At 59.7% G+C, this 14,991-nt stretch carries 11 protein-coding genes; 4 read left to right on the forward strand and 7 right to left on the reverse strand.

What is annotated here, in order from left to right:
• Window positions 1-155 precede the first annotated feature (155 nt).
• The 7 genes from METLI_RS09310 to METLI_RS09340 form a co-directional block, all read right to left on the reverse strand.
• The gene (locus METLI_RS09310; RefSeq protein WP_004039776.1) at window positions 156-749 is read right to left on the reverse strand and encodes a CDP-alcohol phosphatidyltransferase family protein; all 594 of its coding nucleotides are present in this window, start codon (window positions 747-749) and stop codon (window positions 156-158) included.
• Window positions 746-1,258 (reverse strand): adenylate kinase family protein, encoded by a 513-nt coding sequence (locus tag METLI_RS09315; RefSeq protein WP_048103766.1) that lies wholly within the window; start codon window positions 1,256-1,258, stop codon window positions 746-748. The genes METLI_RS09310 and METLI_RS09315 overlap by 4 nt, the downstream gene beginning before the upstream one ends.
• The gene (gene hisC / locus METLI_RS09320) at window positions 1,255-2,313 is read right to left on the reverse strand and encodes a histidinol-phosphate transaminase (RefSeq protein ID WP_004039780.1); all 1,059 of its coding nucleotides are present in this window, start codon (window positions 2,311-2,313) and stop codon (window positions 1,255-1,257) included. The genes METLI_RS09315 and hisC overlap by 4 nt, the downstream gene beginning before the upstream one ends.
• Window positions 2,297-3,433: an aspartate aminotransferase family protein gene (locus tag METLI_RS09325; RefSeq protein WP_004039782.1), complete on the reverse strand. Its 1,137-nt coding sequence runs from the start codon at window positions 3,431-3,433 to the stop codon at window positions 2,297-2,299. The genes hisC and METLI_RS09325 overlap by 17 nt, the downstream gene beginning before the upstream one ends.
• A gap of 27 nt (window positions 3,434-3,460) precedes the next feature.
• Window positions 3,461-4,378 carry a glutamine-hydrolyzing GMP synthase gene (guaA, locus tag METLI_RS09330; RefSeq protein ID WP_004039784.1) on the reverse strand — a complete coding sequence of 306 codons (918 nt, stop codon included), beginning with the start codon at window positions 4,376-4,378 and terminating at the stop codon, window positions 3,461-3,463.
• A 5-nt stretch (window positions 4,379-4,383) separates the two neighbouring features.
• Window positions 4,384-5,973 (reverse strand): CTP synthase, encoded by a 1,590-nt coding sequence (locus METLI_RS09335; RefSeq protein WP_004039786.1) that lies wholly within the window; start codon window positions 5,971-5,973, stop codon window positions 4,384-4,386.
• A gap of 144 nt (window positions 5,974-6,117) precedes the next feature.
• Window positions 6,118-6,474, reverse strand: coding sequence for a PaaI family thioesterase (locus METLI_RS09340; RefSeq protein ID WP_342632894.1), 357 nt, complete (start codon window positions 6,472-6,474; stop codon window positions 6,118-6,120).
• 141 nt (window positions 6,475-6,615) lie between these two features.
• On the opposite strand from METLI_RS09340, the gene METLI_RS09345 reads away from it, so the two are divergent.
• From METLI_RS09345 to METLI_RS09360, 4 genes are all read left to right on the forward strand, one after another.
• The gene (locus METLI_RS09345) at window positions 6,616-6,843 is read left to right on the forward strand and encodes a hypothetical protein (RefSeq protein WP_004039788.1); all 228 of its coding nucleotides are present in this window, start codon (window positions 6,616-6,618) and stop codon (window positions 6,841-6,843) included.
• Between the two features lie 37 nt (window positions 6,844-6,880).
• Window positions 6,881-7,396, forward strand: coding sequence for a DJ-1/PfpI/YhbO family deglycase/protease (locus METLI_RS09350; RefSeq protein ID WP_004039789.1), 516 nt, complete (start codon window positions 6,881-6,883; stop codon window positions 7,394-7,396).
• Window positions 7,397-7,589: 193 nt separating this feature from the next.
• Window positions 7,590-13,160 carry a PAS domain S-box protein gene (locus METLI_RS12500; protein WP_004039790.1) on the forward strand — a complete coding sequence of 1,857 codons (5,571 nt, stop codon included), beginning with the start codon at window positions 7,590-7,592 and terminating at the stop codon, window positions 13,158-13,160.
• 51 nt (window positions 13,161-13,211) lie between these two features.
• A complete protein-coding gene (locus tag METLI_RS09360) occupies window positions 13,212-14,990 on the forward strand; it encodes a tetratricopeptide repeat protein (RefSeq protein ID WP_004039791.1) in 1,779 nt (592 codons plus the stop codon).
• Window position 14,991: the final 1 nt, after the last annotated feature.

The following is a 14,991-nucleotide window of genomic DNA, read 5'->3' on the forward strand; positions in this document are numbered from 1 at the left end:
TTGATCCCCCCAATTCTTCCTCCCCCATCTTCTTCAACCAGGAGCATGGAGGCGACCTGACCGGTGGCAGAGGTGAGGAAGGGGCAGGTCTGGATCGATCCAGATCCCTGACCACCCGCGCGAAGATGCAGCAGGCCGGAAAAATGATTCAGGGATCAGATCCGCCGCCAGATATACGCGATCCTCTGGAGGGCGGTATAGTGCCCGAACACCCCGAAGAAGACCAGGATCCAGCCAAGGTACGGGAGGCCGAAGATCGGCGCCGCCACGATCAGGTCGAGGAGGCCTGCAAGGAGGATGAGGACCAGACGGTCGGCCCGTCCGAGCACTCCGCCATAGTAGCGGCCCACGCCGAGGGCCTGTGCCTGCGTTCCCATGTACGAGGACATCAGAACACCGGTGAGGGCGAAGACCCCGATCTCCCAGGAGGCGGCGCCGCCGGCAAAGATCCCGGTGATGATGACGATATCGGCATAGCGGTCAGAGACATGATCGATGAAATCACCGCGCAGGCTTGCGACCTTCAGCTCCCGCGCCAGAGCACCGTCGATAGCGTCGAACACAGCATTTATCGCCACGAAAAGCACGGCAAGCCCGATCTGCCCCTCGTAGAAGGCGACCCCGGCGGCGAAAGCGGCGACCAGCGCCCCGATCGAGTAGACGTTCGGGGTAATCCCAAGCCTGACCGAGATGCGGATCGCCGGGTCAAGCAGACCGCCCACATATGGGCGGAAGCGGTCGAGGGTCACAGCCCCTCCATCAGGTATGCCGACCAGTCGAGGGAGCCCGAGGACGGCGGGACCGTCCCCCTGATGAAGCCCTCGATCAGGTCCGCAGTCTCCGCAAGGCTCAGGTTGGTCGTATCGATCTCCAGCACCGTTTCCTGCGGGTGGACCTCCAGCGTCTCGACAAGGATGACGTCGAGGGCCTCGGCCTCGGCGTTCTCACGGACCTTTGCCCGGGCATACCCCCGGGCCTGCAGGCGGCCTTCCAGGACGTCAGGCCTGCAGCGCAGCACCACGGCGCGGTCCGAAGGGAGGAGATGGGCAAGGTGACCCTCGACGATGCCATCCACCGGTGCAAAGGAGCGCACCCACGCCTCCTCGTCGACGACGCTGGTATCCCGATCGGGATCGTCACCCAGGACGAAAGGGCCGACGGTCTCAGCTGCGCGGACCACCATCCAGCCCCGTCGCTCAAGTTCCTCAGCCACCGCGCTCTTTCCCGTCCCCGGCGTCCCGGTCACCACCGTCATCATAGTCTGTTGATCTCTTCGAGGAAAAGTTCGTTTTCCTGTTCGGAACCGACACTCACCCTGATATAGTGGTCGGCCAGCCCGGAAAAACTTCTGCACGACCGGACGATCACACCTTTTTTAGCGAGCCGAGCGGTCGCCTCGTCCCCGGTCATCGGCGCCACGTCGACGAGGACGAAGTTAGCGTCCGAAGGGGAGACCGGACGATCGATTTCGGCAAGGAAGCGCTCCCGCCATCTCCGCACATGGGCAACGGTCTGATCGATATGACCCTGGTCGGCCAGCGCCGCCCCGGCCGCCGCAAGTGCGACCGTGTTCACGGAAAAAGGCGTCGCCGCCCGGTTCAGGTACGAGAGGAGACCGGCAGGAACAAAGGCGTAGCCGAACCTGAGGCCGGCCAGGGAGTAGGCCTTCGACATCGTGCGCCCCTCGATCAGGGTGTCGTACTCGTCCATCAGGGGGCGGTAGTCGAGCCCCGAGAACTCGACATAGGCGTTGTCCAGGAAGAGCAGGCAGTCGAACCCGTCCAGGATCTCCCTGACTGCCTCTACAGAGAGGGCGTTGCCGGTCGGGTTGTTCGGCGAGCAGAGAAAGGCGATCTTCGCCCCCCGGCAGGCATCCACGAAGGCACCGGCATCGACGGAGAAGTCCGCCGCCCGGGGCACCGGCACGACAACGCCGCCCTGCGCCTCCGCGGCAAGGCCGTAGAACGAGAACGTCGGCGTGGAGACAACGACGCGGTCCCCAGGACTGACGACCGTCCTGACGACGGTCTCGATCACCCCGTCCATCCCGTTCCCGATGATGAAGGAATAATCCCCGTGGTGGCGCCGCAGGGCATCGATCAGGGCGGCCGGCCGCGCCTCGGGGTAGCGGTTTCCCTCCCGGAGCGCCGAAAGACCGGCCTCGACGACTGACGCCGGGGGTGGGAGAGGGTTCTCGTTGCTCGCAAGGCGGGCAACGCGGGAGAGCCCGCTTTGCCGGGCAATCTCCTCAGGGCTCTGTGCGAAGACGTATCCGCCCTCGCCGATGTAATTCTGCCTAACGAAGCGCTTCATTGATGACCCCGACGGCGGTGTCGATCTCCTCATCGGTGATCACGAGGGGCGGCACCAGACGGAGGTTGCCGTCCGCGGCGCAGTTCACCAGCACGCCGTGCTCGGCGCAGTACGCCGCCGCTTCCGCGCACCGTTCGCCGACGGTGACGCCGATCATCAGACCAAACACCCGCGGGTTGTGGGCGGCGAGCCCGGCTGCAAACCGCTCTGCCTTCGTGGGTATAGACGGCAGGATCTCCTCGATCACCCTGACGGTCGCCCGGCCCGCAGCACAGGCGAGGGGACCGCCGGCAAAGGTGCTGCCGTGCTCGCTCTTCTTAAACTCAAGCCCCTCGCGGGCGACGAGCGCACCCATGGGGAAACCTGATGCTATTCCCTTCGCCATCGTGATAATATCAGGGGCAACGCCGGTGTGCTGGTAGGCGAACCACCGTCCGGTCCTGCCCATCCCTGTCTGGACCTCGTCAGCGATCATCAGGGCGCCCTTTTTCTCGCAGATCTCCCTGATTTCCTCGAAGAAACCGCGGGGTGCGGGTAAAACCCCGGCCTCGCCCTGGATCGCCTCCACGAAGACGCCGGCGGTGTCTTCGTCCACCGCCCGCTTCAGCGCCTCGACATCACCATAATCGATGAACGTGCACTTCGGCTCAAGGGGCTCAAAGGGCTCGCGTATCGCGGGCTTGTGGGTGACAGCAAGGGACCCGAGCGTCCGCCCGTGGAAACCATGGGTAAACGAGACGAATTTTTTCTTTCCGGTTGCGAGGCGAGCGAGTTTGATCGCCCCCTCGTTCGCCTCGGCGCCGGAGTTCGAGAAGAACGTCTTCCCTCCGTCAAGGCCCGATATCTCGACGATCTTCTCGGCAAACTCGGCCTGGTGAGGAACATAGTAGAGGTTCGAGCAGTGGATCAGGTCGTGCGCCTGGTCGCAGATTGCCTTCACCACGGCCGGGTGGCAGTGGCCGGTGCTACAGACGGCAATACCGGCCACACAGTCGATATATTCCCTGCCTTCAGCGTCCCAGACGCGTGCGCCCTTCCCGCGCACGATCTTCATGGTGCGGCTGAACGCGGGCATATAATAGCGGGCGTCCAGTGCGCGATAGTCCTGTGTTAATTCCATCCTGTCATCATCTCGGGATACAATCATTTACTCATATTCAATCGTTGCGGGGGGTTTGGGCGTAACGTCATAGACGACCCGCGAGACCTCGGCGATCTCGGAGGTGATCCGTCCGGCGATCTCGCCAAGGACCGTAAACGGCAGTTCAAGGGGATCAGCGGTCATGCCGTCCCTGGAGTTCACCGCCCTGACGGCAACGACCCAGCCGAAACAGCGGATGTCGCCCTTGACGCCGGTGCCCCGCCCGAGAAGAGCGGCAAAGCACTGCCAGGGACGGTAGGCCTCGACAAGCTCCTCCTCGACGATCGCATTCGCCTCGCGCACGACGGCGATCGCCTCGGGCGTCACCTCGCCAAGCACCCTGACCGCAAGCCCCGGACCCGGGAAGGGCATCCGGTGCTGGATCTCCAGCGGCAGCCCGACGCCCCCGGCGACCTCGCGCACCTCATCTTTGTACAGGTCGCGGAGCGGTTCGATTACCTTCTGGAACATCATGTCGATGGGCATCCCGCCGACATTGTGGTGGCTCTTGATCCCGCCCTCGCTCTCTATCCGGTCAGGATAGATCGTCCCCTGCAGAAGGAACTTCGCCCCGGTCGCCTTCGCCTCCCGTTCGAATATCCTGACGAAACGCTCTCCAATCGCTTTCCGTTTCTCCTCCGGGTCGACGATGCCCTTCAGCGCCGCAAAAAATTCTTCGGCTGCGTTGACCCGCTTTACCCCGATGTCACAGAAGAGTTCGCAGATCCGCTCACTCTCCCCTTTCCGCATCAGCCCGGTGTCGACGTAGATGGGAATGAGATTCTTCCCGATCGCACGGGCCGCAAGCATGGCGCAGACCGACGAGTCGACACCGCCCGAAAGGGCGACAACGACCTTCTCGTCGCCTGCCTCGCGCCGGATCTCCTCGATTGCACTCTCGATGAACGCTTCAACTTTTACCATACTGATCACCTCTGGTTCCGCCGGTTCTTGTTCTCCCTGCATGCATTTACAAAGCCGAGATAGGGCGGAGACGGCCGCGTCGGCCGTGACCTGAACTCAGGATGGAACTGGGTCGCAAAGAAGAACGGATGTCCGGGCAGTTCCAGAATCTCCATCCTGTTGCCGTTCTTCCCGGAGAATACGAGACCTGCAGTTTCGAGCGCACCGATATAATCCGGATTCACCTCATACCGGTGGCGGTGCCGCTCTGTGATCTCGCCGCTGCCGTACAGATCCAGAGCCATCGTCTCCGGGGCCACCTCGATCGGATAGCCGCCAAGGCGCATCGTGCCGCCGAGGTTGATCACTTCTTCCTGTTCGGGCAGGATGGCAATCACATGCGTTCCCGGCCCGAACTCCTCAGATATTGCATCCTGGTAACTGAGAACATCACGGGCGTACTCGACTACCGCCATCTGGAACCCGAGGCAGATCCCGAGGAAGGGGATCTGGTGCTCCCGGGCGTACTGGATCGCCCGGATCTTGCCGGGAATACCCCTCATCCCGAAGCCGCCCGGGATCAGGACGCCGTCGACCTCGCTGAGATCTTCGGCATTATAGGTCTCCGCGTCCAGCCATCGGATCTGCACCTCGGTGGAGAGGGCGCGGCCCGCGTGCTTCAGCGCCTCTTTTATGGAGAGATAGACATCTTCGACCCCGTACTTCGTGATCAGCCCGATCGTCACCCGGCTCGTGTACTCTGCCGTCACCGTCCGGTACCACTCGGTGTCCACACCGCGCTTTTCAAGCCCGAGCAGATCGAGAATGACGTTCGCCGCCCCTTCCTTCTCAAGCTCCATCGGCACCTGATAGATGTCCGGGGCATCTGCAGCGCTGATCACCGCATTGAGCGGCACGTCACAGAACTCGGAGATCTTCTTGCGCGAATGCACCGGCAGGACGCGGTCGCTCCTGCAGACAATCATGTCCGGCCGCAGACCGAGTTCGCGCAGGGCCTTCACCGAGTGCTGGGTGGGTTTCGTCTTGAGGTCACCCATCGTATCGGCCGGCACCAGGGTCACATGGACGAGCGAGGTGTCGTGCTGGGGGAACTCGCCCCGCATCTGCCGCACCGCCTCAAGGAAGGGCATGCTCTCAATATCACCGACCGTCCCGCCAACCTCTACGAGGCAGACCTCGGCCTTATGGCCGTTGTTCTCGAACGCCTCCGCAGTCCTCGTGATGCAACTTTTGATCTCGTCGGTGATATGCGGGATGATCTGAACGGTGCTCCCCAGAAAATCGCCCCGCCGCTCTTTTTCTATGACGCTGCGATAGATCTTCCCCGTGGTGATGTTGTGAGACCGGGTGAGTTCGATATCGAGAAATCGCTCGTAGTTGCCGAGATCGAGGTCGACCTCGCCGCCGTCGTTGAGGACGAAGACCTCGCCGTGCTGTGCGGGATTCATCGTGCCGGCATCGATGTTGAGATAGGGATCGATCTTGATCGCCGTGACCTGATAACCACGGTTTTTGAGGATCCTTCCCATAGAAGCCGCCGTAATCCCCTTGCCAAGGCCGCTCATTACGCCGCCAGTAACAAATATATACTTCAAAACAATTCCCCGCGGATCATCGTCTGCTGAAATATATCTCACCGGTGGATTATAGTTGTTCGGGAGGGGGTTGGCAGATCGGATACGGCATCTGTCCAGAACCACTCTTTTCAGGGCATTTACCTGAGGAGGGACCGGCCTCTCCTATCTCCCGGGCTGCAGAACAGCAAAGGACGCTGTTGTCCTGGCCAGCACCCGACCGTCGTCGCGGGTGACTTCTCCCTCTGCAAAAGCGACAGACCTGCCTTTGCGGATCACACGGCCGGACGCACAGATCGTCCCGTTCTGCACGCCCGAGAGGAACGACGTCGCCTCAGAGATGGTGGCGATACGCTCCCCGTCTCCCAGCACGGTAATGAGGGCGAGGGCCATTGCTTCGTCCACAAGCGCCGTATAGACCCCGCCCTGCAGCCAGCCGTCGCCGTTCAGCATATCGGGCCTCACCTGCATCGAAAGAACGGCCGCCCCATCGCCGAAAGAGACCGGCTCAATCCCCATCATGACAAAAAATGGGTTTGCTTTCTGCCCCTTTGCAGATATTTCCTCCAGATATCCCATACCCAGGTATTTTATCCGGCTTCGCCATAACTGTTGCTTTCTGCGGGAGAAACGCCTTTATGTTCTTGCGATATGGGATCTTTCATGGACAACGATGAAAAAGAGATGCTGAAAGATCTCATCTGGCTCAACGCCGTGATCGCAACCGAACTGATCCAGATCACCGAGAACACTTCACAGATCCTCAGACAGCAGCCACCGCCCGCCGCCTGTCTTGCCGACCACCAGAGCCTGAGGGAGACCGCACTCGGTATCGCGGAGAAATACAGACCGAACACCGCACTCGGCCCCCACCTTCAGGGTCACCGGTGAAGATACTGTTATCCGGCGCGGTCACCCACCTACTGCTATGAAGCTCGTATGTGCAATCGCGCCGGACAAATTTCGGGATGAAGAGGTGCTGATCCCTCTGCGCCTCTTTGCAGATGCCGGCATTGAGACGGTGATCGCATCGACCCGCGCGGGTACCTGCGAAGGGATGCTCGGGGCCTCGGTAGAGGCGTCAGTGCCCTTTATGGCGATATCTCCAGACGATTACGACGGCATCGTCATCGCCGGCGGCATCGGTTCTCAGGACCATCTCTGGGGGAACAGCGATCTGATCGCTCTCGTGCGGTCCTTCGCCTCTGCCGGAAAAGTTGTCGCGGCGATTTGCCTCTCTCCGGTCGTCCTTGCACGGGCCGGCGTTCTTTCGGGGAGAAAGGCAACAGTATTTTGCAGTCCTGGCTCCACGATGGAGATGAAGCGGGGCGGGGCGACACAGGTGGACAATGATGTGGTGACTGACGGCAGGATCGTGACGGCAAACGGGCCATCTGCATCAGAAAACTTTGCAAAAGCGATTATAGGACTTCTCTCCATTTGATCCTTTTTTTTGCCGTCAGGGACGTCATACCCTCCCACCCCCGCACAGGGAATGGAAAAATACCCTTTGCTGATATCATGGCAGGCGATATTTTTTTAACGAAATGTATCTCTGCTGCAATTCTTGATTATTCCATAACAAATATATGTCTTGTTGATTATGAAATTAAACGGGACGTGGGAGCGGATATGCCTTGGAGAGTTCAAAACTGAACATTCGTAATCAGGAGATCGCACACCTGCACCAGGCCATTGACCCGGCCAGCGACGGTGTGCTGCTGATCGATCAGGAGGGCGTGGTTATCTATGTCAACGAGGTGTTCCGGGAGGATTACGGCCTTTCACCCGAAGCGTTCATCGGAAGAGATGCTATCGAAGTGATCGAGTCTGAAATCGCTCCACTCTTCCACAACCCCGAAGGCTTCATAACAAAAATAGAGGCCACCTATCGAAAGGGGCGCGATGCGGGAGGACTGGAGTGGGCGATGCGGGGAGAGAAGATCAGGTGGATCGCTTACTCCAGCGAGATCGTCAGGCACGGCCCTCTGAAGGGTTCCAGAATCGACCTTTTCAGGAACCTCTCCCGGACAAAGGACGTTGAAGCTGCGCTCCATATCTCCAGACAACTCAACGAAGCGCTCACCGCCACCCATGGCCTTCCCGGATGCAGGACCACTCCCAATCTGGCGATCGTCTCAGCGGACGAACCGTTTCAACGATTGTTCGGGATCAGAACAGGGGCAAGCACCATTACCGACCTCATATCCCCATCCATCGGCGGGGATCTCGGACAGCGCCTGGCCGCCCTCACACCGTCAGCCCCGGAAACCAGAATTCCGGAAGAGCGGGGAGAGTGGAGGGTATACGGTCTTTTTGATGATGAGGGTATCCTCTCAGAGCTTGAATGGTCCTGGCAGGCACCGGGCGGCAGAAGCATAGAAACAGGCGTTCAACAACCGACACAGAACGAAGAGTCTTTGATATTCAGAGAAGACAAAAACGGCATGATCGTGTCTGTCGACGGGACATACCGGCATATGACCGGCATCGTTCCCGAAGAGTTGCAGGGTACGGCGATCCTTTCCATCGTCTCTCCCGCCGAGAGGGAGGCGATATCCCGGGCCCGTCAGGCCATCAGCTCAGGCCAGTTTCTTTCGGTGGAGTGTGCATGCCACCTCTCGCTGCCAGCATCCAGAGGAGAGGCGCTCCTGTTCGTCGTGCAGATCTCCCCTGTGAAAGACCGAGAAGAATACCCTGACGGATTCCTTTGGATCGCTCGCCCTACAGGTGACAGGGTCAGCACGCGCTCCGGGAACATGCCCTCTGTAGGGAAGGCACGTTCTGCCCGGGGCGAGATCAGGTGCCTCAAAGCGCTGCTGCAACTCCTGCAGGACGAAGAAACATCAGAAAAAGTGCTCCTATCAGGTGCGGCGACGATGATCTGCAGCGGTGTGCCGTGGATCCAGGGAGTCAGCATCCAGGTAGAGGAGGGCTTCACTGTCTCTGCAGGGGCAACAGAAGGGGAAAAGGCAGTCTTCCTGCTCGGACGTGGGGCACCCGCAGGAGAAATGGTCTTTCATATAACCAGAGACGCGGGCGAGCCCACAGCCCAGACCGATGTCCTTAAAGCGATCGCCGAGGGTGTATCAGGATACCTCAGCAGAAATATTGCAAATAAAGCAGCAAAATCCCAGGAAAAATACTATCTGACCGTGTTTGAGACCACAGGCACAGTTTCCTTCATGCTAGAACCCTCCCTCAGGGTGGTCATGGCAAACCGGGAGTTTCATCGGTTTTTCAACCTGAAGCCCGAAGATATCCAGAAGGGGATCGAATGGACAGCCCTCGTCCCTGAAGAAGAACGCTCACGGATCAGACAATACCACGAGCTCAGGCGTGCCGATCCGGGCAGTGTCCCTTCGACCTACGAGTGCAGGGTGATCGCGGGGGACGGCATGTCAAGAGACGTGGTGGTCAACGTCTCTCTGATCCCGGGGACCGAGCGGTCGGTGATCTCTCTGCTCGACATAACGGCGAAGAAAGAGACAGAGTTCGAACTTAGGGAGAGCGAGCAGCGCTACCGGTTGATTGCGGAGAATGCAACCGACATCATATTCACGCTGGGTTCTGATCTTACCTTCACCTATGTCAGTCCCTCCTTCGAGCGGCTTATCGGAAGACCAGCCGCAGGAGTGATCGCCCACCCGATCACAGAATTTATAAGCCCTCAATCTTCGTCCGTCTTCTCAGATGCCGTACAGGGGATCCTCACACCGATCAGCCCCGATGAGTCGGCGGCATCACAGGTGCTGGAGGTGGAGGCGATCCGGGCCGATGGAGAGAGTGCCTGGATGGAAGTACAGATCAACGCCCTCAGGGAAGAGAACGGATCCGAGGTCGGCCTGATGGGCGTGATGCGCGAGATCAGCGAGAGAAAAAACGCTGAAGAACGGGAGATCAGGTATGTCAGCGAACTTTCTTTCCTCTCCAGTGCGGCGATGAGTTTTGTCGAGCTCCCGCCTGAAGAGGAGATCTATCGGTTTATCAGCGAACATCTCTGCGAGATCCTGGATGAAACGCTCGTATTTGTGGCTGATTATGATGAGGTGGACGACTCGTTCTCCCTGAGGGCGATCTCAGGTGTCGATGAGGACGAACACCCGCGTCTGTACTCTCTTTCACGGAGCATCAAAGGGATGAGGCTCGCTCTCCCTGAAGAGGTAAAGGTCGAGTTAAAAGGAGGGATGCTGATCCCGTTGAGTGAAGGAGCAGTATCCAGCACCCTCGGCAGCCCCGCATGGTCGCTTGCCCGGACGTTTGTCGGAGGGGGCCAGGTGCAGTATGCGGCGATCGGGATTGCACGGGGTGAGACGCTCTTCGGGTGTGTGGTCCTTGTCCAGAAAAACGAGATCCAGATAGAGAAGATATCGACGATCGAGACCTTCGCTCACCTCTCATCAGTCGTACTCCAGCGGCGGCGGCTTGAAACCGAACAGGAGTCCGAGCGCTCCCATCTCAAGCACATCCTCTCCTCAAGCCCGGTCGTGATCTACGCCTCGGAGGCCCCATCGAACGGAGAGAGCGGCATGGGCCCGATCACGTTTGTCACCGACAACATCACGACGCTGCTCGGCTACGAGCCGCAGGAGGTGATCTATGATTCGTCGTTCTGGACGGGCCGGATACACCCCTCAGACCGGCAGCGCATCCTGGAAGAGGAAGTATCAACGCTCCCGGACGAGGGGCGTCTGACACTGGAATACCGGATCAGACACAAAGACGGGAAGTATCGGTGGCTCCACTCTGAAGTGAAACTTCTTCGGGACGAGGACGGGAACCCCTCCGAGGTGATCGGCTCTGCGATCGACATCTCTGAGAGGAAGCGGATCGAAGAGGCGCTCAGGGTGATGGACAGCGCGATCACCTCGTCCATCAATGCGATCATCATCACCGATCTTGAAGGCGACCTCGTCTTTGCCAATAATTCGGCCCTGAGGCTCTGGGAATATGACGACATCAAAAGAGTGATCGGCAAACCTCTCGATCGCTTCTGGCTGCCAAAGAAGAAGATCGCCAGGATCCTGGAGAAGATCGATCAGGACGGCGGATGGATGGGAGAGCTCGTCGGCAAAAAGAAGGGAGGAAAAAGATTCAATGCAAGCGTTGCGGCGAGCATGGTCTCCGACGAGGAGAACGATCCCCTCTGTATCATGCTCTCCTTCGTTGACATCACCGAGAAAGTCGAGATCGAGGAGGAGCTGGCGCGCTACCGCGGTCATCTAGAGGAACTGGTGATCGAGCGCACAGAGAAACTGACCGAGTCAAACGAAAGGCTCAGGGCCGAAGTGACCGAACGAAAACGTGCGGAAGAGGAGATCAGGGCGCTCAGCACCTTCAGGGAGAGCGTCATCGAGAACACCACCATGCTGCTTACCGTCACCGATCTGGACGGGAACGTGACGGTGTGGAACCGTGCCGCCGAGGAGATCAGCGGTTATGGCAGGGACGATGTGGTGGGCGGCGATAGAGTCTGGAATCTCCTCGTGCCCGAAGATGAGAACGGCCAGCATATGATCTCGACGATACTGGCCGAACTCAAAACAGAGGGGCATGTCGAGAGTTTCGAGACGAGGATCCGTGCAAGAAACGGCGACGAGAAGATTCTCCAGTGGGGGGCGCGGATCCTGGAGGACGCCGCAGGCCAGCCCATCGGCGCGGTTCACATCGCACAGGACGTCACCATACGGCGGCGGATGGAGAGGACAATCAGGGAGAGCGAGGCACGCTACCGCGCCGTCGTCGAGGATCAGACCGAATGGATCTGCCGCTTCGGGCCAGATCTACAGTTGACCTTCAGGAACGCGGCGTTCTCCCGCTCGTTCGGTCTCAAAACATCCACTCGATCCCCGGGATCCTTCAGAGACATTCTGCCTGCCGGTTTTGACGACCTGCTCGCCTCTCTTGAGAGTAGTTCATTGCAAAGCGGACAGATTGTCAGGATTGAGGGGAAGGTAAGACGCGACGGCCAGAAAGAGCGCTGGCACCAGTGGAGTGTCCGCGCCATCCCCGCATCCGACGGGTCGATCGCCGAGTACCAGGCGATCGGGAGAGACGTCACCGAGGTGAAGATTGCTGAGGAAGAGTTTGTCCGAACAGAAAAACTCCTTTCTCTCTCAGATCTTGCCGGCGGGATCGCCCACGACTTCAACAACGCCTTAACCTCGATCATGGGCAACCTGAACCTGGCCAAGATGAAAGTCGCGCCTGATGATTTCATATACCGCCGTCTGAGCGAGGCCGAAACGGCCACGGCACGCGCCGGGGAGATCACGAAGCAGCTCTTCAGTTTCTCAGACCGCTCCACGCCTGAAAAAGAGACGGTCGATATGGCCGACCTCATCCATGAAGCGGTCTCCTACTCTCTGCGCGGCTCGAAGAGCAGGTGCAGACTCGATCTCGAAGCCGCGGCGATGCCGGTGCACGTCGACGCCGCCCAGGTGCTCCAGGTGCTCCAGGCCCTGATCGTCAACGCCGAACAGGCGATGCCCGGAGGGGGTGTGGTGACCGTCGCTGCCGCGCCTTTCGAGGTAGCAGGGGACGACCCCATTCCTCTGCCGGCAGGCACCTATGTGAGGGTCACCGTGCAGGACCATGGCACCGGCATCCGGCCCGAGCACCTGGGGCGGATCTTCGATCCCTACTTCACCACCAAGGAGCACGGCACAGGTCTCGGTCTCGCCGTGGCCCTGCCGATCATCAAGAACCATGGGGGCTGGCTCGACGTCGCCTCCACACCCGGGGAGGGTACGAACTTCTTCCTTTATCTGCCAGCATCGGCAAAAGATATAGATGTGAAGGCCAAGCCAGAGGCGGTCCCCTCGACCGGGATGGGATCGATTCTCCTGATGGATGACGAGGCAGGAATTCTTGACACAACGAGCGACATCCTCAGATATCTCGGCTATACCGTCACGACAGCACAGGACGGCGAGGAGGCCGTGAGACGCTTTGAAGAGGCACTGGAAGCAGGAACGCACTTTGACGGCGTGATTCTGGATCTCACGGTTCCGGGTAAAATGGGTGGTCTGGAGACGCTGGAACGCCTCAAAGAACGGGATTCCGGGATAAAAGTCGTGGTGTCAAGCGGCTACCTGAACGATCCGATCATCAGAAAACCTGAGAAATATGGGTTTGCCGCAAGCATCTGCAAGCCCTATATGGTCCATGAACTGGGCAGAGTGCTCCAGGAAGTACTCTCCATCTGAACTTTTTTCATCATCCTTATTGCGCCGGGGAGTACATGTGTCCTTGCGCGAATGACAGACGAACCATCAGATGATCCCCGGAAGGAGGCGTTTGCCCTCTATGAAGAGGGGCGGTACCAGGAGTCGATCGGCGTGTGCACCAGGACGCCAGGGGACGCCTCTCTTGCCGTCCTCGTCGCCAAAAACCTTGTTGCGCTCGGCGAATACGAAGAGGCAGAGGCACAGGTGCGAGATCTCCTGGTGAAAATGCCCGAGTCTTCCTATCTTCACAGCTTTCTCGGCGGGGTGCTCGCCGCCAGGGGTGCGGACGGCGCAATCGCAGAGTACGCAGAGGCAATCCAGCTCGATCCGGGAAACGAAGAGGCGCTTCGCGCCTACTCGGCCTATTTCACCGGCTCCGGCGATCACCGCTCAGCCATCCCCCTGCTCTCGGCGCTTGCCCGCCTCTCGGGAAAGCGCGAGGATGCCATAGCGCTGGTGCGCTGTCTGATCGAGGCGGGAGAAGGAGAAGAGGCGCTTGTCGCATATGAAGAACTTCTCGGGAGCACAGGGGCCGACGTGGATTATATCGACGCCCTGATGGTGGCCGGCCGCCACCGGGAAGCCGCAGCAGCATCGATCAACGCCTTCAGGGAGAGAAAGGACCCGACGTTTCTGCGCCAGTACCTTGCCGCCGTGGCCGCATTCGACAGGAAGGGCGCATTGAAACTCTTCCCCCACTTCTTAAAGGACTGCCCGGACGACGACCTCGCCTTCGACCATGTCCTCCTCTTAAAGTCGGAAGGACGCTGCAGGGAGGCACTGGAAGGGTGCGAGGAACTCATCGCCCGGAACCCCCACCCGATCTACCAACTTGTGGCCTGCGAACTCATCGCCGCCACCGGAAGTACCGACCTCGCCCGTCAGGGCTACGAAGGGCTGATCGGAGAGGAGATGCACCGTATGGACGATCCGGAAAGCCTGGGCATGGTTATCGAAGCATATGAGGGATTTTTGAGAAAGACATTAAACCCTACGACCGTCCCCCCGTGTTACCTGGCCACGGTCTCGTCTGACGCAAACGTGGTCAGCCTCATCAGGACAGGGCTGTTCTATGCCTCGTTCGGGCATACAACAGAGGCTGCGGAGTGGCTGTACCGCGCATACCGGATCGACTTCCTCAACGGCGGCATCGAATACGCCCGGTTCCTCGCCGGGCAGGGGGAGATGCGTGAGTGCGAGAAGGTGCTCATGCACATCCTCGCCAATATTAAACGGGACGCAGACCTGGTGAGGGTGGCCGAAGCGGTCATCGACGCCGGCACCGACTGGAAGGGTATGCGCCGGTTGATCGATGCCCTCATCGACCGCTTCTCCGCCGCCGTCAGATCGCTTGGCCCGGGCGGGATCGAGGTCTTTGCACGCATATATCTCCGCGCGGCAGAAGAGGCGTTTTCAGTCGGGGAGTATGCCAGATGCAAGGAATGCTCGCTCCGCGGCCTTGATATGGCGCGGAAGAACCCGGAAACATTCTTCGACCTGATCAGGCGCTGCAAGGAGGCGACCGTCGCCGAGAGGCCGGCCCTCCCTCTCCGAAACAGGAAGCCTTCCGGGCCTGTGGATGAGACAGCGCCCGATCTTGGACTGGACGAGCGAGAAGAGGCACTCGTCGCCTTTTTACGGCAGCACCGCGAGAGCAATGAGGAGGAGCTCCGCAAGGTGCTCGGCACGCGCCGCGTGAGCGGGGCGATTAACCGCCTGATCAGAAAAGCCTCCGACGCCGGCGTCACGCTCATCGAGAAGAGAGGGATGGGAGAGCACGGCGAGGTCTATATCTACTGCGGAAAGTGAA

The organism is Methanofollis liminatans DSM 4140, assembly GCF_000275865.1.
In the GTDB taxonomy this organism is placed as follows: domain Archaea; phylum Halobacteriota; class Methanomicrobia; order Methanomicrobiales; family Methanofollaceae; genus Methanofollis; species Methanofollis liminatans.

Bases quoted from the DNA above. Each gene is read 5' to 3' on its own strand.
- METLI_RS09315 (WP_048103766.1), bottom strand. From the start codon at position 1,258: ATGATGACGGTGGTGACCGGGACGCCGGGGACGGGAAAGAGCGCGGTG.
- hisC (WP_004039780.1), bottom strand. From the start codon at position 2,313: ATGAAGCGCTTCGTTAGGCAGAATTACATCGGCGAGGGCGGATACGTC.
- METLI_RS09325 (WP_004039782.1), bottom strand. From the start codon at position 3,433: ATGGAATTAACACAGGACTATCGCGCACTGGACGCCCGCTATTATATG.
- guaA (WP_004039784.1), bottom strand. From the start codon at position 4,378: ATGGTAAAAGTTGAAGCGTTCATCGAGAGTGCAATCGAGGAGATCCGG.
- METLI_RS09340 (WP_342632894.1), bottom strand. From the start codon at position 6,474: ATGATGGGGATTGAGCCGGTCTCTTTCGGCGATGGGGCGGCCGTTCTT.
- METLI_RS09345 (WP_004039788.1), top strand. From the start codon at position 6,616: ATGGACAACGATGAAAAAGAGATGCTGAAAGATCTCATCTGGCTCAAC.
- METLI_RS09350 (WP_004039789.1), top strand. From the start codon at position 6,881: ATGAAGCTCGTATGTGCAATCGCGCCGGACAAATTTCGGGATGAAGAG.
- METLI_RS09360 (WP_004039791.1), top strand. From the start codon at position 13,212: ATGACAGACGAACCATCAGATGATCCCCGGAAGGAGGCGTTTGCCCTC.